This is a genomic window from Chelatococcus sp. KU-N122 (genome assembly GCF_055391085.1).
The window spans coordinates 6,372,762-6,392,508 of sequence record NZ_AP043981.1; the positions used below are offsets into that span (position 1 = coordinate 6,372,762).

Sequence of the window (19,747 nt, forward strand, 5' to 3'; positions counted from 1 at the left end):
ATCAGAAGACCCCTTCATCCCAAGGTGGAACGGGCAAGAAGGTTGCGCCGAGCGCGTCCACAACCGCTCGCACCTTCGGAGCCAGATCGCGCGACCGTGGCCAGAGCGCGGTGATGGGAACGTCTTCGGCTGGTGTGGGGATCGGAACCACTTCAAGCCGCCCGCTGCGGATGTCGTCGGCAGCCAGCCAGGTCGAAAGATAGGCCAGACCCAAACCGCTCACGGTCGCATCCCGCAATGCATCGCCATGGCTGATCGTGTGGCGCGGATGGACTGTGAAGGGCCTGACCATTCCATCAGAGCCCGAAGCTGCCCAAGGCAACGGGCGACCATCCTTGGCGAAGGCGAGGCAGTCGTGATCGCCGAGCTCATCGACGGAGGAAGGACGCCCGCGCCTGTCCAGATAGGCGGGCGAGGCGCAGATGATCGAGCGTTGAGCCCCGATACGCCGACCGATCAGGCTCGCATGATCGCCCGGATCGCCAAGTCGCACCGCAAGATCGATTCCCTCCTCGACCAGATCGACCCTGCGGTCCGTAAAAGAGATGTCCAGCTCCAGGCCGGGGTTCTTGCCCGCGACGTCCGTCAGTACTGGAACAACACATAACCGGCCGAACGATATCGGCAGGTTAATCCGCAACGTCCCTGATACGACGCGTTTTCGCGAGGCGAGCAGCGCCTCCGCTGCAACGAGCTCTTCAAGCACCTTGAGACAGCTCTGGTAATAGGCATGTCCCTCGGCCGTCAGGTTCAGGCTGCGGGTCGTGCGATCGAGCAGCCGGATGCCGAGGCGCTCTTCCAGGCGTGCCACGCTTTTTCCGGTCGCGGATTTGGACACGCCCATGCGTGTCGCCGCCGCCGTGAAGCTGCCTGCCTCCACTGCATGGACGAAGGCTGAAATGCCTTGAAGGTGGGAATGGAGGTTCAGGCTCATCGAATTGGCGACCAAATGGAGGAGGTATTCGGCCAATACATCGCAATACGATCCATATGGCTGTCAATAAGATCCGATGCGCAACGAGCGAAAGAATCGAACATGGGCGAGACAATGAGGCAGTGGCAGTTGCCGTCATTCGGATCGAAGAACCTGGAATTGGCCGAAGTGCGGGTGCCGACGCCGAGCAAGAACGAACTCCTCATCCGGGTTGCAGCGGCTTCGCTCAATTATCGCGACAAGCTGGTGGTGGAAGGCGAGTTGCTTCCCGACAAGCCGGCCATGCCCTTCGTTCCGGTATCCGACATGGTCGGCGAGGTCGTGGCGGTCGGTGCCGACGTGTCCCGCTTCGAGGTCGGCGACCGGGCGCTCGGAAACTTCTGGACACGATGGATCGATGGCCAGCCGCCTGGGGAGATGGCGCGGCACGGCCTGTCGCTAGGCGGCCCTCTTCCCGGAGTGCTGGCCGAATATCTGGTGCTTCATGAGGATGTGGCCGTCAGGGCGCCTGGCTCGCTGACCGACGAGGAAGCGTCCACCTTGCCGGTTGCGGCACTGACAGCATGGTTTTCCCTCATCGAGACGGGTCATCTGAAAGCCGGTGAAACAGTTCTGGTGCAGGGCACCGGCGGCGTTGCTCTGTTTGGCCTTCAGATCGCTCGCGCCTTCGGAGCCCGCGTGATCGTCACGTCGCGAAGCGATGCCAAGCTGGAACGCGCAAAGGCGCTCGGGGCGGCCGATGTCATCAACACGAGCTCGACCCCGGACTGGTCGCTGGCGGCGCTGGAACTGACCGACGGGCGTGGCATCGATCATGTGCTGGAGCTGATCGGCGGCGACAACCTACGACAGTCGGCCGCCGCATTGGCGAGCGGCGGTCGCATCGCCCAGATCGGCTTCCTCAGGGGATCGGAGATCGTGCTGCCCGCCGTTCCCATGATGCTCAAGAGGGCGATCATCCAGGGCATCACGGTCGGGCATCGGCGGGCCTTCGAGGACATGAACCGCGCCATTGACGAGCGCGGTATCAAGCCGATGATCGACGAGGGTTACGCCTTTGAGGACGCCCGTGCCGCGTTCGATCATCTCGAGCGCGGTCCGTTCGGCAAGATCGTCGTGAGGGTCTCGAGGTAGCGTCGGCTCGAGAAACGGCGTGACCTTCAGATGTCGAAGACGTCGCCGCCGTAGCCGGCAGCGGCCGGGATGCGCAGCTGACGGCCCGTTTCGGTCCGCACCATCTCCGGCTGGACGGTGACGATATCGGAGCCGCGCGCCGCCGCCACGGCGTCCGCCGCGCTGCCGTGGGACGCCAGCTTGAACAGGTTTCGCTCCGTCGCGAAGACCAGCGTATAGCGGCCGGCCTTGGCGTCGCTCAAGGCCTGCGATGCAGTGATCCAAGTGGAATCGACGGCCTCGCCTCCGTCGTGCAGGGCCGCCTGGTCCTCCGGCGCGATGGCCAGGAAGAAGTGCGTGTCGAAGCGCTTCGGCATGCCGACCGGCGTGATCCAGTGGGCGAACGGCACCAGCAGCTCCGTCGCCAGCACCAGCCGCTCCTGCTCGATGATCGACGCGAAGCTGACGGCGCCGGTGCAAAGCGCCTGGCGATGGGCCTGATCGATGCCGGCGAGCTCGCCGGCCGGTAGCAGGTTCCCGGCACCGGCGCGGCGGGCCAGGAGCACGCCGCATTCCTCGAACGCTTCGCGTATCGCCGCGATGCGGAAGGTCATCGCGGTCAGGTCGGAGCCGGCCACGTCGACGCGCCATTCGGGCCGCTCGGCAATGAGCCGATCGCCTGGATCGATGCTGCCACCCGGGAACACGAGCGCGCCGGACGCGAAGTCGATCTGATGGTGACGAACCACCATAAAGATCTCCGGCCCCTCCCCCGCGTCGCGAAGAAGGATGACCGTGGCGGCCTGTCGAAACGTTTCTGGGGGCGCGTTCATGGGGCAGAGTCTTGCCCCGAAGTGGACGCCGCTGCAAGCCGCCCCGGACGCGGATCAGGCCCCTGTCAGGCGCGCCGCCGCGGCGGCGTTGCCGTGGAGGCGCGTGCGCGGGCTTTCGGCGGTCGGGGCGCACGTTGGCGCCTGGCCTTCGCCGCCTTGCCTTGCCGCGCCGTGTCCAGGGCGATGCGTCCCCAACGGGCGGCGGCCTCGGGGTCGTCCAGGGCCTCGTCGGGGAGGCGCCAGAAGGCAACGGCGACCTCCCGCCCCTGGCGGGTGTAGGTAAACGGCGCGGATCCGGCCGCACGGAAGAGAGGCTCGCTGGTCGCGTCGACCTTCAGGTACAGCTCTCCACGCAGCGCCAGCGCAAAGCAGACGTCGTCGACGAAGACGCCATAGCCGCTGAACATGCGCCGCGTGCGAATCGGCCCCAGGCCCTCGAACAGATCCTGGATCGAGGTGCCGTCCATGGTTCAGAGGGCGGCGAGCGCGTCCGCCTTGGCCGGGGCGATGGCCACCGACTCGCCGCAGCCGCAGGCCGACGTCTGATTCGGGTTGTTGAAGACGAAGGTCGAGGCAAGCTTGTCGGTCTTGAAGTCCATCTCGGTTCCCAGCAGGAACAGCACCGCCTTGGGGTCGATGATGAGCTTGACGCCCTTGTCCTCGATCACCTCGTCACGCGGCTCGATGGCCTCGGCATATTCCATCGTGTAGGCCATGCCGGCGCATCCGCCGTTGCGCACGCCGACCCGGAGACCGACGAAGGGGCGATCGGAATTGGCCATGATCTCCCGCACGCGGTCGGCTGCTGCGTCGGTCAGGGTCATCAGCTTGAATTTGGCGGCATTGGCCATGACGTACCTCCACGCGGCAAGGTTCAAGGCCCTGCGCGATACATGGAAGATAAGGGTCCGGAGGCAGAAGGTCGAGTGCCGTTCCGTATGGTGCGACGCACCATAATCACACCAGACAAGGCGCCTACGGCATGGCTGCCGGGGCGGCACCGTCTGACCTATGCGTAGGCAGCAAGCCTGATCTTGCGTCGCCGGCCCACGCAATGTGCTGCAGCGCACATCATATTCCGCGCCGCATCACTTATATACGCGTCTCAACCTTGTGTGTGCGTATATTTCCGGCTCTGGCTCGCTCCAGCGCCGCAAAAAGGAGCAGGTCATGCTTTTGGGCTTTATCGTCGCAAAGATCAGGAACTGGCGGAGGTATCGGGAGACGGTGAACGAACTGTCCCGGTTGACCGACCGCGAATTGGAGGATCTGGGAATCGCCCGGTGGGACATCCCATTCGTGGCCAAGCGGCAGAGCGTCGCCTGATCTGTGATCCGTCCGCCTATGCGGAAGTAACGCCCGCCAATTGGCGGGCGTTTGCCGTTCTGGGATAGGTATTTCTGGTGATATTCAAGTGATGTCGGACCGTGCGCGCACGGTGGTCGCTCTGCGGGGTCTTGCCGTCGGGACCAGCGCTGATAGTCGACCGACTGGGAGGCGGCGCGGCGTAGGGCCAAAATCTACCATCAACTGGGTCGGCGCCGGTCAGACCCGTCGCACCTCTGTCACTTACCGAGGTCTGCCGCCTCGCCCGGAGGCTTGCGACCCTGCCCGCGCGGTGCTTTGGTGACGTCACGTCAGCGGCGACAGCCAAGCCGCCGCGTCCGCACCTTGCAACTCCTGCCCACGTGATCGATGACCGAATCCGGCGCCGCCCGCCCCTCCCCATCGCCCCTTTCGCCTGCTGAACATTTGTGCACGGTCCACGTCATCGGCGGCGGCCTGGCGGGAAGCGAGGCCGCCTGGCAGGTGGCCGAAGCCGGCGTGCCCGTCGTTCTGCACGAGATGCGGCCGGTCAGGACGACCGAAGCGCACCAGACCGACGGCCTGGCGGAGCTCGTCTGCTCCAACTCCTTTCGTTCGGACGACGCGGAGTTCAACGCCGTCGGGCTCCTGCACCAGGAGATGCGGCGGCTCGGCTCGCTGATCATGCGCGCCGCGGATGCCAACCAGGTGCCGGCCGGCGGCGCGCTGGCCGTCGACCGCGACGGTTTTTCGGCCGCGATCACGACGGCGCTCGCCCAGCACCCGCGGGTCACCATCGAGCGCGGCGAAGTCGATGCGCTGCCGCCGGACGATTGGGACGAGGTGATCGTGGCCACCGGGCCGCTCACCTCGGCGCCGCTGGCGGCGGCGGTGCGGACGCTCACCGGCACGGATCAGCTGGCCTTCTTCGATGCCATTGCGCCGATCGTCTACCGCGACAGCATCGACATGTCCGTCGCCTGGTTCCAGTCGCGCTACGACAAGCCGGGGCCAGGCGGCTCCGGCGCCGACTACATCAATTGTCCGCTGTCGCAGCAGCAGTACGACGCGTTCGTCGACGGCTTGCTCGCCGGCGACAAGACGAGCTTCAAGGACTGGGAGGCGTCGACCCCCTATTTCGACGGTTGCCTGCCGATCGAGGTGATGGCCGAGCGCGGGCGCGAGACGCTCAGGTACGGGCCGATGAAGCCGGTCGGGCTCACCAACGCCCATGCCCCGCAGGAGAAGCCCTACGCCGTCGTGCAGCTCCGCCAGGACAATGCGCTGGGCACGCTCTATAACCTCGTCGGCTTCCAGACGAAGCTGAAGCACGCCGAGCAGGTGCGGCTGCTGCGCACGATCCCGGGCCTCGAGGCGGCCGAATTCGCCCGCCTGGGCGGCCTGCACCGCAACACCTACCTGAATTCGCCGCGCCTGCTCGACGGGACCTTGCGCCTCAAGGCCGAGCCGCGGCTCCGGTTCGCCGGTCAGATCACCGGCTGCGAAGGCTACGTGGAGAGCGCCGCCATGGGCCTGCTGGCCGGCCGGGCGGCGGCCGCGGCCCGCCTCGCGCGGCCCTTCGCGGCACCGCCGGCGACCACAGCGCTCGGCGCGCTGCTCAACCACATCACCGGCGGGCACGTCGAGACGCTCGACCAGGGGCCCCCGTCGTTCCAGCCCATGAACGTCAATTTCGGCCTGTTCCCACCCCTCGACCGGGCGCCGCGCGCAGAGGACGGCAAGCGTCTGCGCGGCAGGGACAAGACGCTCGCCAAGAAGCGGGCGCTGACCGATCGCGCCCGCGCCGACCTGGAGGCATGGGCTGCTCAGCAGGCGGCAATCGCCACCTGAGCCGATCTCAGCGGCGCCGAGGCGCCGGAACATCGATTCCATCGGAGCGTCCGCCGCTCTGGAGCGCTTCCCGATCAACCGATCGGAGAGAAGCGCTCCAGATGAAATGGCGTGGATCAGTCCATCTGATCGGGAAATGCTCTAACGCGCAGCCCGCCACAGCCGCCACTGGCGGAGCCATTGCGGCACTTCGACCACCGTGCCGAAGGGGTCGTAGTGGGGGCCTTCCATGCGGTCGAGGTACAGCGGTGCCACCGTGGCCGGCAGGAGCGCCGTGCGCAGCACCGGCGGCAGGGCCGGCAGCATCTTGACGTATTGAGCGAAGTGCCGACGCGCCAGGGTGCGCATGTCGGCCAGCGCCGCCCGCAGCCGATCGCTGTCGGTGCCGCTCACGATCTCGTCGCGGCCGACACCGTGGCGATCGAGCACGTCGGCCGGCAGATAGACCTGGCCGCGCCGGGCGTGCCAGGGGAAGGCGCGCAGCAGGCCGGTGATGGCATAGGCCACGCCGGCGTGGCCGGCGGCGTCGGCGCCGCCCGGGTCCCGCCCCTCCGCCAGGACGAAACTGGCGAGGCGGAGCAGCGCCGACGAGGTCTCCCCGCAATAGCCTTCCAGGCTGGCGACGGTCGGCATCGGGTCGTCGTAGAGGTCGAAGGTCCTGGCATCCAGCAGGTCGAGGAAGGCCTGCGGCGGCAGTCTGAAAGCGGCCATCGTGGCGAGAACGGCAGCGGCGATGGGATGAGCCGACACATCCCCCCTCGCCTCGCCCATCACGGCGTCGCGCCACCATTGCAGGCGGATCTCGCCGGCGACGGGCTGCGCCGCCACCTCGCGAATCCGGGCCACATCGAGCGAGAAGGCATACAGGGCGAAGAGGTGCGCGCGCTTGTTGGCGGGCGCCAGCAGGACGGCGAGATACCGGTCCCGGTCGCCCTCGCGCAGCAGCGTCCGACAGTGGCCGAAGGCCGCCTCCAGCCGCTCAGGCACAGATGCCGCCGCCATGGGCCCTCGTCATTCCACCGCGATCAGGCCGGCGCCGATCTTGCGATCCTCAGCCACCAGCACGTTGTATGTTCTGGCAGCGGCCGATGTCGGCATCACGTCAACGGCCATGCCATGCTCGCGCAGCATCGCCCGCAGCGGTGCCGGCAGGGGCACGAGCTCGACACCGCTGCCGAACAGCATCAGCTCGATGGCGGACGCCTCGGCCAGGATGTCGACGAGGCTGCCGGCATCAAGGTCGGCCATGGCGCCGACCGGCCAGGCGCGGATACCCGACGGCAGCGCCAGGATCGAGCCCCGGTGCGACATGCCGCCGAAGCGGAAGCCATGATTGCCGTAGGCGTCGAGCAGATGCCGGCCCGGCAGGAAGCGTCCGGTCTCTGGCCCGTCGGGGCTCAAGGGGCCGCACCGGCGGGCCCGGGGCGCCGCGCCGGCTTGGCCGCAGCGCTCTCGTCGGCATCGGCCGGCGCCCGATTGCTAGCCTTCACCCCCAGATAGATCAGCGATGGCGAGGAGATGAACACGGCGGAATAGGTGCAGATGACAACGCCGAACAGCATCACCACGGCGAAATCGCGGATCGCCTGCCCCCCGAACAGCACCAGCGCCAGTAGCGACAGCGCGGTCGTCGTCGCCGTCATGGCCGTGCGCGACAGGGTGGAGTTGACCGACAGGTCGAGCAGCTCTTCGATCGGCATCGACTTGTAGCGGCGCAGGAGCTCGCGCGTACGGTCGAACACGACGACGGTCTCGTTCAGCGAGTAGCCAACGATGGTGAGGATCGCCGCGATCGAGGTCATGTTGAACTCGGTGCGCGTCATCAGGAAGAAGCCGATGGTGAGCACGATGTCGTGCATCGTGCCGATGATGGCGCCGATGGCGAACTGCAGCTCGAAGCGGAACCACAGATAGGTCAGGACGGCGAGGATCGACAGAACGACGCCCAGCGTTCCCGATTGCACCAGCTCGCCGGAGACGCGGGGACCGACGGTCTCGACCCGGCGGAACTCGTAGTCCTTCTCGAAAGCCGCGCGCGCCTTCTGCACCACGGCTCCCTGCGCCTGCTCGCCCCCCGGCTGCACCGGCACGCGCAGCGAGACGCCGCCCTCGCTGCCGTATTCCTGCACCTCGACCTCACCGACGCCGAAGCCGTGAGCGATTTCACGCACCTGGCCGACGTTGGCCTGGCCGTTACGGGCCTGCAGTTCGATCAGCGTGCCGCCGGTGAAATCGATGCCGAAATGCAGCCCGACCGTGAGCAGCATGACAGCCGTCGCCAGCGACAGCAGGGCGGAGAACGGAAAGCTGAACCGCCGGAAGCGGACGAAGCGGAACCGCGTGTTGTCGGGGACGATACGGAGCAGACGCACGGGTCTTTGCCTCTCAGCGCGTTCTCCGGCGGGGGACTGAGCCGCCCGCCAGGTCGGAACGCATCATTGTCATGTCAGAACGGCAGCTGCTTGGGCCGCGCCGTCCGGTACCACAGAGCGATCATCATGCGTGTCATGGTCACCGCGGTGATCACCGTCGTCAGAATGCCGAACAGGAAGACCACGGCGAAGCCGCGGACCGGCCCCGAGCCGAGCAGGAACAGGATCAATGCGGCGATCGCCATGGTGCTGTTGGAGTCGAAGATCGTGGCGAACGCTCGGTTGAAGCCGGCGTCGATGGCCGAGATGATCGACCGCCCGGCCTTCGCCTCCTCGCGGATGCGCTCGTAGATCAGCACGTTGGAATCGACGGCCGTGCCGATGGTGAGCACGATGCCGGCGATGCCGGGCAAGGTCAGTGTCGCGCTCACCAGCGACATCAGCGCGAAGATGAACACCACATGGACGATGAGCGCGATGTTGGCGAACAGGCCGAACAGGCCATAGGTCGCGAACATGAACAGCACCACGAAGATCGTGGCGAGATAGGTCGCCGTCTTGCCGGCTTCGATCGAATCCTTGCCGAGCCCCGGGCCGACCGTGCGCTCCTCGACCACCGTGAGCTTGGCCGGCAACGAGCCGGCCCGCAGCAGCAACGCCAGGTCGTTGGCCTGTTGCACGGTGAAGCGGCCAGAAATCTGGCCGGAGCCGCCGGTGATCGGGTTGATGATGCGGGGAGCGGAAATGACCTCGTTGTCGAGAACGATGCCGAGCGGCCGACCGACGTTCTCCGACGTCGCCTGACCGAATCTCTGCGCGCCCTTCACATTGAAGCGGAAGTTGACGATCGGCTCCGACGTCCGCTGATCGAAGCCGGGCTGGGCATCGACCAGATCCTCGCCTTCGACGATCACGCGCTTTTCGACCGCCACCGGCTGGCCGTTGGCATCCTTGGACGGCAGCATGTCGACCTCGCCGGGCGAACCGCCGCCTTCAGCGAGGAAGCGAAACTGCAGCTTGGCGGTTTTGCCGAGCAGATCCTTGAGCCGCTGCGGGTCCTGCAGGCCGGGGACCTGCACCAAGATGCGGTCGGCTCCCTGGCGCTGGATGCTCGGCTCGGTCGTACCGACGGCATCGACACGTTTGCGCAGCACCTCGATCGCCTGCCCAAGAGCGCGGCTGATCCGGTCGCGGATGCCGGCCTCGGTCAGGTTCAGCTGCACCAGGCCACCGTCGCCGGTCGTCACCTCGATCGTCTGGGCGCCGGCCTGGCCGAGCAGGGCGTTGCCGATCGGCTGCGCAAGCTCACGCAGGCGCGGCAGCACCTTGTCGCGATCGGCATCGCTGGCGACGCGGAACTGGACGCCGCGCGGCGTCACGGTGATGCCGCCCTGCGGCGTCACGCGCTGCTCGCGCAGGATGCGGCGCACGTCGTCGCGCATGCTGGCGATCTGGGTGCGGATCAGATCGTTGCTGTCGACCTCGAGCAGGACGTGCGAGCCGCCCTGCAGGTCGAGGCCGAGGACCACGGCCTTGTGCGGCAGGATCCAGCTCGGCAGCCACGAGGGCGTGGCGGCCGCGATCGCGTCCCGCGTTTCCTTCGAGAACAGGTTGGGAGCGGCGTAAAGAAACCCGGCGAACGTCAGGGCGAGAATGGCGACGATCTTGCCGGTCGAGTAGCGAAGCATGTGTCTGTGTCTTTCGACCTACCGGGCGCAGCCGTGGCGGGCGGGGCCGCGCCTACCGCGCGCCGTATCGGCGGACTCAACATCGGGTCGGCGAGCCGATCGGGCTCGGGCCGCGGTCACGCCGCCTTGACCGGCTCGGCCTTGGTGCGCACCTCGCTGACGGTCGAGCGCAGAACGCGCACGCGCACGTTGTCGGCGATCTCCACTTCCAGCTCGTTGCTCTCGTCGACCACCTTGGTGACCTTGCCGATGATGCCGCCCGCGGTCACGACCGTGTCGTTCCGGCGGATGCTCTTCATCATATCCTGATGCTCCCTGGCGCGCCGCTGCTGCGGCCGCAGGATCAGGAAATACATGATGACAAATATCAGCAGAAAAGGGACGAGCTGGATAATAAGATCGCTGCCGCCGGCGGGTGCCGCGGATTGTGCGTAGGCGGGCGTAAACACGAAGGCGCTCCTCGGAACGTCTGGCGGACGTCTGCCCGCTTGATGAATGAGAATTGGCGCGGACTATAGCGACCAAGCCCGCGAAAGCAACGCCGCCCGAACCGGTCGAGACCGGGAGGGCGCAGGCTGTCGCGGCTCCTTCGTCGGCGCCGCGACGTCGGACAGCTATTCGTCGGCCGCGTCGAGAGGCGTGCTCACGCCCTCGTCCCCTTCGCCGTCGTCGCTGACCCGCTCCACCGAGACGACACGCTCGCCGTCCGCCGTATTGAAGACGATCACCCCCTGGCTGCCGCGCCCGACGATGCGGATGCCGTCGACCGGCACCCGGATGAGCTGGCCGCCGTCGGTCACGAGCATGATCTGATCGTTGTCCTCGACCGGGAAGGAGGCGACGAGGCGGCCGTTGCGCTCGTTGACGGCCATGGCGACGATGCCCTTGCCGCCGCGACCGGTGACCCGGTACTCATAGGCCGACGAGCGCTTGCCGTAGCCGTTGGCCGACACGGTGAGGATGAATTGCTCCTCGGCGCCCAGGAAGCCGTAGCGATCCGTCCCGAGCTCGGTATCGCCCTCGCTCTCCTCCTCGGTCGTCTCGACGGCAGGCTCCTCGGTATCGCCGTTCGCGTCGCCGTTCGCAGCCCGGCGGGCGGCGCCGGCCTGGCGCAGGTAGAGTGTGCGCTCGCCAGGGGTGGCGTCGACGTGGCGCAGGATGGCCATGGAGATGACCTCGTCGCTCTCGCCCAGCGCGATACCGCGCACGCCCGTCGAGTCGCGGCCCTTGAACACCCGCACGTCCGGGACGCGGAAGCGGATGCACTGCCCCTTGGCAGTGGTGAGCAGCACGTCATCCTTTTCGGTGCAGGTCTGCACGCCGGCGATCGCGTCGCCGTCGTCGAGCTTCATGGCGATCTTGCCGGCCCGGTTCACATTGGTGAAGTCGGACAGCTTGTTGCGCCGGACGCCGCCGCTCACCGTGGCGAACATGACATCGAAATCGTCCCAGGTGTCCTCGTCCTCGGGCAGCGGCATGATCGTCGTGATGCGCTCGCCGTCCTGCAGCGGCAGCATGTTGACCAGCGCCTTGCCGCGCGCCTGGGGCGCTGCGAGCGGCAGGCGCCACACCTTCTCCTTGTAGACCTGGCCGCGCGAGGAGAAGAACAGGATCGGCGTGTGGGTCGAGGCCACGAACAGCCGCGTGACGAAGTCCTCGTCGCGCGTGTTCATGCCGGACCGGCCCTTGCCGCCGCGGCGCTGTGCCCGGTAGGTCGAGAGCGGCACCCGCTTGATGTAGCCTGCGTGGGAGACGGTGACGACCATGTCCTCGCGCTGGATCAGGTCCTCGTCGTCGACATCACTCGACCAGTCGTCGATGCGGGTACGGCGCGCCGTGGCGAAGTTGGTCTTCGCCTCGACGAGCTCTTCCGTGACGATGGCCATGATCCGCTCTCTCGAGCTCAGGATCGCCAGATACTCCCGGATCTCGTCGGCGATCGTCGTCAACTGGCCGGCGATCTCGTCGCGGCCGAGGCCGGTCAGGCGCTGCAGGCGCAGGTCGAGGATCGCGCGAGCCTGCACCTCCGACAGCCGGTAGGTGCCGTCGTCTTCAAGCCCATGGCGCGGATCGTCGATGAGCTCGATCAGCGGCGCCATGTCCTTGGCCGGCCAGTTCCGCACCATCAACGCCTCGCGCGCGGCGGCCGGGTCCGGCGCCGTGCGGATCAGATGGATGACCTCGTCGATGTTGGCGACCGCAATGCCGAGGCCCACCAGCACGTGAGCGCTGTCGCGCGCCTTGTTGAGCAGGTACTTGGTGCGCCGGGAGACGACCTCCTCACGGAAGTCGACGAAGGCGCGGATCATGTCGAGGAGCGTCAGCGTCTCCGGCCGGCCGCCGTTCAACGCCACCATGTTGGCGCCAAAAGAGGTCTGCAACGGCGTGAAGCGGTAGAGCTGGTTGAGCACCACGTCGGCCATCGCCTCGCGCTTGAGCTCGATGACGATGCGCATGCCGTCGCGATCGGATTCGTCGCGCAGATCGCTGATGCCTTCGATGCGCTTCTCCCGGACCAGCTCCGCAATGCGCTCGATCAGCGTCGCCTTGTTCACCTGATACGGGATCTCGGTGAAGACGATCGCCTCGCGCTCTTTGCGGATCTCCTCGACCTTGGCGATGCCGCGCATGATGATCGAGCCGCGGCCGGTGTGATAGGCGGCCCGGATGCCACCGCGTCCCAGGATGGCGCCGCCGGTCGGAAAGTCAGGGCCCGGAATGATCTCGATCAGCTCGTCGATCGAGATCGCCGGATCCTTGATGTAGGCGATACAGGCGTCGATCACCTCGCCCAGGTTGTGCGGCGGGATGTTGGTCGCCATGCCGACGGCGATGCCGCCGGCGCCGTTCACCAGGAGGTTCGGGAACTTGGCCGGCAGGACGGTCGGCTCCTGCTCGCGCCCGTCGTAGTTCGGCTGAAAGTCGATGGTGTTCTTGTCGAGGTCGTCGAGCAGCAGCATGGTCGGACGCGCCAGCCGGACCTCGGTGTAACGCTCCGCCGCCGCGGGATCGCCGTCGATCGAGCCGAAATTGCCTTGGCCGTCGACCAGCGGCAGCCGAAGCGAAAAATCCTGCGCCAGGCGCACCAGCGCGTCGTAGATCGCGGGGCCGCTGTGCGGGTGGTACTTGCCCATCGTATCGCCCGTCACGCGGGCCGACTTGTTGTACGGCCGCTCGGGCGTGTAGTTGCTCTCGTGCATCGAGAACAGGATGCGCCGGTGCACCGGCTTGAGCCCGTCCCTCACGTCGGGCAGTGCACGGCTGACGATTACGCTCATGGCGTAAGCCAGGTACGACTGCCGCATCTCGTCGGTCAGGGACACCGGTGTGATGTCGCCGCTCGGCGGAAGGTCGTCGGGGCCGCCGCGGCCCTGCTCGTCATCGTCTGCCAAAGTCTTGTCCGGTCTTGTTGATTGAGTAAGTCAGTACCGACTTACCAGCTCTAGCCGATTCACGGCCGCAGGGCGATCCATGCAGGCCCTGAGAGCTGTGGTTCATGGGGCGGGTAGAGCCCTCCATATAGGGAATTTCACCGCCGATAGCGAGACGGACCGTTGGCCGCGCCCGCCGGCCGCTGGCGCTCGCGCAGCCGGGTGCGCGGCACGATCGACGGGATGACGCCGTATTCCTCGTGGGTGTGGGCGCCGTCGACGTCGGGCTCATCGGTCCGCGGCCCGACGCGCAGGACAACGATGTCGCCCAGGCCGCTGCGATCACCGGGCCGCGGGGCGATCGTCCATGAAGGCGGCAATGGCGGCGCCCGCCTCGCCGATGGTCAGCAGCCCGTTCAGATGTCCAAAGTCGCCGCCGATTTCGACGTGCTGGACATGGGCTCCGCCGTCGCGCAGCGCGGCCAGCGTCGCGGCGGCCGTCGCCGGCGGGAACACATGGTCGGTGGGCGTGGTGATGTAGAGCACCGGTGCCCGCACGCGCGCCATCGCCTCGGTCAGGCTCTCGCTGCCGCCCGCCACGTAGAGCTGGTTGGCTCGCGCCAGGTAGAGCAGATGGTTGGCGTCGCAGAGCGCCACCCGCAGCGACGCGAGCTGCGCCAAGCCGCCAACGATGCCGAAGCTCTGGGAGAGACCGACGCGCGGGTTTTCCCCGGGCATGGCCGACGAGCCGAAGGTGGAGAGCGCCCAGGGCCGATCGTTGGCGTGCAGGGCCACCATCTTCAGCGCCTGGGTGAGCCCGGCGGTCGGCGCGCCGTTGCCGTAATAGTCGCCGCCGCGCCAGTGGGCGTCGAGGGTGATCGGTGCAGCCCACGCGTCGAGCCAGGCGATGAGCCAGGCATCGGCGGCGCCGGCGCAGATCACCGGCATGATGCGGCCGACCATGTCGGGAAAGCGGGCCGCCCAGTCGAACGTCTGCAGGCCGCCCATGGACGGGCCCGCGACCGCATGCAGCCTCTCGATCCCGAGGCTGCGCACCAGTTCGCGCTGGACGCGGACGAAATCGCCGATCTCCAGGATGGGGAAGTCGAGTCCGTAGGGCTTGCCCGAGGCCGGATCGATCGACGCCGGCCCCGTGGTGGTGACCCTGGGATCGTGGGCATTGAGATTGATCAGCGTGTCGGAGGAGAGGACGAAGAACCGGTCGGTGTCGATCGGCTTGCCCGGACCGACGATGGCATCCCAATAGCCCGGCAGCGCATCCTCAGGCGCATAGCGGCCTGCGGCGTGGCTGGTGCCGGAAAAATAATGGCAGATCAGGATGGCGTTCGATCGCTCGGCGTTGAGCGTGCCGTAGCTCTCCCAGCCGATCCGGACGTCGGACAGCACACGGCCGCCGAGGGTCTCGTAGCGCGGCAGCTCGAAGACCTGCTTGCGGATGCCGTCGAGCGCCCCTGCCATCGTGCCGTGTCCTCTTGCTGACCGCGCCGGTCGAGCCGGCCTGACAATCGGGGATCAGATCGGTGGGGCTGGAACGGTGAGACTAGAACGGAATGTCGTCGTCCAGGATCTGCGAGCTCGATGCGCCGCCGCGCTCCATCGGCGACGAGCGGCCGAAGTCGCCGCCCCGGCTCACCTGGCCGCGCGGCGCGCCGCCGCCTTCGTCGGCGTAGTCGCTCGAACCGCCGCCGCGACTGTCGAGGATGGTGAGCTCACCGCGGAAGCGCTGCAGCACCACCTCGGTCGAATAGCGCTCCTGGCCACTCTGATCGGTCCACTTGCGGGTCTGCAGCTGGCCTTCGATGTAAACCTTCGTGCCCTTCTTCAGGTACTGCTCGGCGATCTTCGCCAGGTTCTCGTTGAAGATGACGACCGAATGCCACTCGGTGCGCTCCTTGCGCTCGCCGCTGGCCTTGTCGCGCCAGGTCTCGGACGTGGCGATGCGCAGATTGACGACGGGCTCGCCGGACGGCAGCCGCCGCGTCTCGGGATCGCGGCCGAGATTGCCGACGAGAATGACCTTGTTGACGCTGCCGGCCATGCGACCCTCCATATTCCAGCGCTGTTTGTGCAAGCTGCCCGTGGCGACCACAAGGCGCCACGGCCGACGCACGGGGTTGTCCCCAGGAAAGCGCCGGCTGCCATCGGATCAATGTTCTCAATTTGTTCCAACATGGCCCGTGAATTGAGCTGGGTCAACAGGCCACTATCCGATGTACCCGATTTGTTCTAACCTGCCGGCAGAATCATACACCGCGCCGCAGGCTGGCGCCTCCCGGGTCCTCATCTTAGATAGGGGGCGCGAGGCGCTGTGCCGGCAGCAGGCCCGCCATTTGCAACAACGAAACTTATGCACAGCAAACCTCGTGCAACAACGAACCGCGGCGCCGAGGCGGCCCTGTCCGAACGCCCCCATCAGCCGCTGAGGCGATCCATGGCTCCCCTCGACGATGTCTTCGACCGCTCGGCCGCCCGTGACCAGCGCGTGATCGCCATCCGCGGCGCGCGCGAGCATAACCTCAAGAACGTGGATCTGGTGATCCCGCGCGATCGGCTGGTCGTGTTCACCGGCCTCTCCGGCTCGGGCAAATCGTCGCTTGCCTTCGACACCATCTACGCCGAGGGCCAGCGGCGCTACGTCGAGTCCCTCTCGGCCTACGCGCGCCAGTTCCTCGAGATGATGCAGAAGCCCGACGTCGACCAGATCGACGGGCTGTCGCCGGCGATCTCGATCGAACAGAAGACGACGTCCCGCAATCCGCGCTCGACCGTCGGCACCGTGACCGAGATCTACGACTACATGCGTCTGCTGTGGGCGCGCGTCGGCATCCCCTATTCACCCACGACGGGGCTGCCGATCGAAAGCCAGACGGTGAGCCAGATGGTCGACCGCGTGCTCGCCCTGCCGGAGCGGACGCGGCTCTATCTGCTCGCCCCCGTGGTGCGCGGCCGCAAGGGCGAGTATCGCAAGGAGCTCGCCGATTTCCTCAAGCGCGGCTTCCAGCGCGTCAAGATCGACGGCGAGTTCCACGAGATCGCCGAGGCCCCGGCTCTCGACAAGAAGCTCAAGCACGACATCGACGTGGTCGTCGACCGCATCGTCGTGCGCAGCGATATCGCCGCCCGGCTCGCCGACAGCTTCGAGACGGCGCTGGAGCTCGCCGACGGCATCGCGGTCATCGAGTACGCCGACCAGACGGACGCCAAGGGCGAAGCGAAGCGGATCGTCTTCTCGCAGAAATTCGCCTGCCCGGTCTCCGGCTTCACCATCCCCGAGATCGAGCCGCGGCTGTTCTCGTTCAACAATCCCTACGGCGCCTGCCCGGTCTGCGACGGTCTCGGCTCGGAAATGCGCATCGATCCGGCGCTGATCGTGCCGGACGAGACGCTGACCTTGCGCGGCGGCGCCATCGCGCCCTGGGCCAAGTCGACCTCCCCCTATTACGGCCAGACCCTCGACGCGCTGGCCCGGCACTTCGGCTTCAAGGTGACGGCACGCTGGGCCGATCTCCCCGAGGACGTGCATCGGATCATCCTGTTCGGCACCGGCTCGGAGCCGATCCGCTTCGCCTACGACGACGGGGCGCGCTCCTACGAGGTGAAGAAGCCGTTCGAGGGCGTCATCACCAACCTGGAGCGCCGCTACAAGGAGACCGAGAGCGACTGGGCGCGCGAGGAGATCTCCCGCTTCATGTCGGCGACGCCCTGCGCCGGATGCGGCGGCTACCGGCTCAAGCCCGAGGCACTGGCGGTCAAGATCGCAGGCCACCACGTCGGCGAAGTGGCAGAGCTCTCGGTCCGCGAGGCGCGCGGCTGGTACGAGCGCCTGCCGGACGAGCTCACCGACAAGCAGAACGAGATCGCCGGGCGTATCCTCAAGGAGATCCGCGACCGGCTGACCTTCCTGCTCGACGTCGGGCTCGACTATCTCACGCTGTCGCGCGCCTCGGGTACGCTCTCGGGCGGCGAGAGCCAGCGCATCCGCCTGGCTTCGCAGATCGGCTCCGGGCTTACCGGCGTGCTCTACGTGCTGGACGAGCCGTCCATCGGGCTGCACCAGCGCGACAACGAACGGCTGCTGGCGACGCTGAAGCGCCTGCGCGACCTGGGCAACAGCGTCATCGTCGTCGAGCATGACGAAGACGCCATCCTGCAGGCCGACCACGTGGTGGACGTCGGCCCCGGCGCCGGCATCCACGGCGGCCGCATCGTGGCCCAGGGCGCCCCCGACGACATCATGAAGTCGCCGGCGTCGCTGACCGGCGAATATCTGGTCGGCACCAAGACCGTCCCCGTGCCTGCCAAGCGGCGCAAGGCCGGCAAGGGCCGCGCGCTCAAGCTGGTCGGCGCCACCGGCAACAATCTGAAGGGGGTGACGGCGGCGATCCCGCTCGGCACGTTCACGGCCATCACTGGCGTCTCCGGCGGCGGCAAGTCGACGCTGATCATCGACACGCTCTACAAGGCGGTAGCGCGGCGGCTGAACGGCGCCATCGAGCATCCCGCGCCGTTCGAGCGGATCGAGGGGCTCGAGCACCTGGACAAGGTCATCGACATCGACCAGTCGCCGATCGGGCGCACCCCGCGGTCGAACCCGGCGACCTATACGGGGGCGTTCACGCCCATCCGCGAATGGTTCGCGGGCCTTCCCGAAGCGAAGGCGCGCGGCTACCAGCCGGGCCGCTTCTCGTTCAACGTGAAGGGCGGGCGCTGCGAGGCCTGCCAGGGCGACGGCGTCATCAAGATCGAGATGCACTTCCTGCCCGACGTCTACGTCACCTGCGACGTCTGCAAGGGCAAGCGCTACGACCGCGAGACGCTGGAGGTGAAGTACCGGGAGAAATCGATCGCCGACGTGCTCGACATGACCGTCGACGAGGCACGGGAGCTGTTCAAGGCGGTGCCGGCGATCCGCGACAAGATGGAGACCCTGGCGCGGGTCGGCCTGGGCTACGTCAAGGTGGGCCAGCAGGCGACCACCCTGTCGGGCGGCGAGGCGCAGCGCGTCAAGCTGTCGAAGGAGCTGGCCCGGCGGGCAACCGGCCGCACCCTGTACATCCTCGACGAGCCCACCACCGGGCTGCACTTCCACGACGTCGCCAAGCTGCTGGAGGTGCTGCACGAGCTGGTCGAGCAGGGCAACACCGTGGTGGTCATCGAGCACAATCTGGAGGTCATCAAGACCGCCGACTGGGTGATCGACCTGGGGCCGGAGGGCGGCGACGGCGGCGGCACCATCGTCGCCGAGGGCACGCCGGAGGAGGTGGCCCGGGCCAAGGGCAGCCATACCGGGCGCTTCCTCGCCGAAGTGCTGGCGCGCCGGCCACTGAAGCGCGCCTCCAAGGCGGCCGCCAAAGCCCAGGCGGCGGAATGACCGTGCAAGCGACGCGGGATATCGCCGATCTGATCGCCATCATGGCGCGCCTGCGCACGCCGGGCAGCGGCTGCGCCTGGGATCTGGCGCAGACCTTCGCCACGATCGCGCCCTACACCATCGAGGAGGCCTACGAGGTGGCCGAAGCGATCGCGCGCGGCGACCTCGTCGACCTGCGCGACGAGCTGGGCGACCTCCTGCTGCAGGTGGTGTTCCACGCCCGCATGGCGGAAGAGCGCGGCGCCTTCGCCTTCGGCGACGTGGTGGAGGCCATTTCGGCCAAGATGATCCGCCGCCACCCGCACGTGTTCGGCGACGCGAGCGGGCTCTCGGCCGACGACGTCACGCGGCTGTGGGCAACCATCAAGGCGCAGGAAAAGGCCGAGCGCCGGGCAGCCCGCGCCGCGGCCGGCCTGGCCGAGGAGGACGCCGGCCTACTCGCGGCGGTTCCGGCCAACGTGCCCGCCCTCACCCGGGCCCAGAAGCTGCAGGCCAGGGCCGCGACGGTCGGCTTCGACTGGCCGCAGACCGCCCAGGTGGTCGACAAGATCGCGGAGGAGCTGGACGAGGTGCGCGAAGCGCTCGCTGACGGCGACCCCGCGGCGCTCGGCGACGAGATCGGCGATCTGCTGTTCGCCGTGGTGAATCTGGCGCGGCATGCCGGCATCGACCCGGAGACGGCCCTGCGCGGCACCAACGACAAGTTCGCACGACGCTTCCGCCACGTCGAGCAAGCTGTTGAATCCAGCGGAAAATCGCTCGTCGAGGCGGACCTCGACGAAATGGAGGCCCACTGGATCGCCGCCAAACGCGGCGAGCGAGCGGAACCTTAGGGCGAGATCCTCATCCGCGAGGCCGCGTGCCCGCTCCAACCCCTTGCCGGACCAC

The 19,747-nt window shown here is 67.5% G+C and carries 18 protein-coding genes; 5 read left to right on the forward strand and 13 right to left on the reverse strand.

Annotation, left to right across the window (positions count from 1 at the left end; translation table 11 throughout):
* Window position 1 precedes the first annotated feature (1 nt).
* A complete protein-coding gene (locus ACZ5PO_RS28970; protein ID WP_464185675.1) occupies window positions 2-934 on the reverse strand; it encodes a LysR family transcriptional regulator in 933 nt (310 codons plus the stop codon).
* Here ACZ5PO_RS28970 and ACZ5PO_RS28975 point away from each other — a divergent pair.
* Window positions 917-2,068 carry a zinc-dependent alcohol dehydrogenase family protein gene (locus ACZ5PO_RS28975; protein WP_464185676.1) on the forward strand — a complete coding sequence of 384 codons (1,152 nt, stop codon included), beginning with the start codon at window positions 917-919 and terminating at the stop codon, window positions 2,066-2,068. The genes ACZ5PO_RS28970 and ACZ5PO_RS28975 overlap by 18 nt on opposite strands.
* A gap of 26 nt (window positions 2,069-2,094) precedes the next feature.
* On the opposite strand, the gene ACZ5PO_RS28980 is transcribed toward ACZ5PO_RS28975, so the two are convergent.
* The 3 genes from ACZ5PO_RS28980 to ACZ5PO_RS28990 form a co-directional block, all read right to left on the reverse strand.
* The gene (locus ACZ5PO_RS28980; protein WP_464185677.1) at window positions 2,095-2,880 is read right to left on the reverse strand and encodes an NUDIX hydrolase; all 786 of its coding nucleotides are present in this window, start codon (window positions 2,878-2,880) and stop codon (window positions 2,095-2,097) included.
* Between the two features lie 65 nt (window positions 2,881-2,945).
* The gene (locus ACZ5PO_RS28985) at window positions 2,946-3,347 is read right to left on the reverse strand and encodes a TfoX/Sxy family protein (protein ID WP_464185679.1); all 402 of its coding nucleotides are present in this window, start codon (window positions 3,345-3,347) and stop codon (window positions 2,946-2,948) included.
* Window positions 3,348-3,350: 3 nt separating this feature from the next.
* Complete coding sequence (locus ACZ5PO_RS28990) at window positions 3,351-3,731, reverse strand: HesB/IscA family protein (RefSeq protein WP_464185681.1); 381 nt, start codon at window positions 3,729-3,731, stop codon at window positions 3,351-3,353.
* A 319-nt stretch (window positions 3,732-4,050) separates the two neighbouring features.
* Here ACZ5PO_RS28990 and ACZ5PO_RS28995 point away from each other — a divergent pair, with 319 nt between their 5' ends.
* Both ACZ5PO_RS28995 and trmFO read left to right on the forward strand, forming a co-directional pair.
* Window positions 4,051-4,206 (forward strand): DUF1127 domain-containing protein, encoded by a 156-nt coding sequence (locus ACZ5PO_RS28995; RefSeq protein ID WP_188608370.1) that lies wholly within the window; start codon window positions 4,051-4,053, stop codon window positions 4,204-4,206.
* Between the two features lie 369 nt (window positions 4,207-4,575).
* Window positions 4,576-6,036, forward strand: a complete 1,461-nt coding sequence (gene trmFO, locus ACZ5PO_RS29000) for a methylenetetrahydrofolate--tRNA-(uracil(54)-C(5))-methyltransferase (FADH(2)-oxidizing) TrmFO (RefSeq protein ID WP_464185683.1) — start codon at window positions 4,576-4,578, stop codon at window positions 6,034-6,036.
* A 141-nt stretch (window positions 6,037-6,177) separates the two neighbouring features.
* Here trmFO and ACZ5PO_RS29005 read toward each other — a convergent pair whose 3' ends face one another.
* The 9 genes from ACZ5PO_RS29005 to ssb form a co-directional block, all read right to left on the reverse strand.
* Complete coding sequence (locus tag ACZ5PO_RS29005; RefSeq protein WP_464185684.1) at window positions 6,178-7,038, reverse strand: phytoene/squalene synthase family protein; 861 nt, start codon at window positions 7,036-7,038, stop codon at window positions 6,178-6,180.
* Between the two features lie 9 nt (window positions 7,039-7,047).
* On the reverse strand, window positions 7,048-7,437 hold the full coding sequence (locus ACZ5PO_RS29010) for an Mth938-like domain-containing protein (RefSeq protein WP_464185687.1): 390 nt from the start codon (window positions 7,435-7,437) through the stop codon (window positions 7,048-7,050).
* A complete protein-coding gene (gene secF / locus ACZ5PO_RS29015) occupies window positions 7,434-8,408 on the reverse strand; it encodes a protein translocase subunit SecF (RefSeq protein WP_464185689.1) in 975 nt (324 codons plus the stop codon). Before secF ends, ACZ5PO_RS29010 begins: the two co-directional genes overlap by 4 nt.
* A 74-nt stretch (window positions 8,409-8,482) precedes the next feature.
* Window positions 8,483-10,096, reverse strand: a complete 1,614-nt coding sequence (secD, locus tag ACZ5PO_RS29020) for a protein translocase subunit SecD (protein WP_464185691.1) — start codon at window positions 10,094-10,096, stop codon at window positions 8,483-8,485.
* Window positions 10,097-10,212: 116 nt separating this feature from the next.
* Window positions 10,213-10,545, reverse strand: coding sequence for a preprotein translocase subunit YajC (yajC, locus tag ACZ5PO_RS29025; protein ID WP_464185694.1), 333 nt, complete (start codon window positions 10,543-10,545; stop codon window positions 10,213-10,215).
* Window positions 10,546-10,710: 165 nt separating this feature from the next.
* A complete protein-coding gene (gene gyrA, locus ACZ5PO_RS29030) occupies window positions 10,711-13,488 on the reverse strand; it encodes a DNA gyrase subunit A (protein WP_464185696.1) in 2,778 nt (925 codons plus the stop codon).
* A gap of 137 nt (window positions 13,489-13,625) precedes the next feature.
* Window positions 13,626-13,847, reverse strand: a complete 222-nt coding sequence (locus ACZ5PO_RS29035; protein ID WP_464185698.1) for a hypothetical protein — start codon at window positions 13,845-13,847, stop codon at window positions 13,626-13,628.
* Window positions 13,810-14,946, reverse strand: a complete 1,137-nt coding sequence (locus tag ACZ5PO_RS29040; protein ID WP_464185700.1) for an E22 family MetX-like putative esterase — start codon at window positions 14,944-14,946, stop codon at window positions 13,810-13,812. The genes ACZ5PO_RS29035 and ACZ5PO_RS29040 overlap by 38 nt, the downstream gene beginning before the upstream one ends.
* An 82-nt stretch (window positions 14,947-15,028) precedes the next feature.
* Window positions 15,029-15,526, reverse strand: a complete 498-nt coding sequence (ssb, locus tag ACZ5PO_RS29045; protein ID WP_464185701.1) for a single-stranded DNA-binding protein — start codon at window positions 15,524-15,526, stop codon at window positions 15,029-15,031.
* Window positions 15,527-15,919: 393 nt separating this feature from the next.
* Between ssb and uvrA the strand changes: the two genes are divergently transcribed.
* A complete protein-coding gene (gene uvrA / locus ACZ5PO_RS29050) occupies window positions 15,920-18,859 on the forward strand; it encodes an excinuclease ABC subunit UvrA (RefSeq protein WP_464185702.1) in 2,940 nt (979 codons plus the stop codon).
* Window positions 18,860-18,861: 2 nt separating this feature from the next.
* The gene (gene mazG, locus ACZ5PO_RS29055) at window positions 18,862-19,692 is read left to right on the forward strand and encodes a nucleoside triphosphate pyrophosphohydrolase (protein ID WP_464197094.1); all 831 of its coding nucleotides are present in this window, start codon (window positions 18,862-18,864) and stop codon (window positions 19,690-19,692) included.
* The last annotated feature ends 55 nt before the right edge of the window (window positions 19,693-19,747 follow it).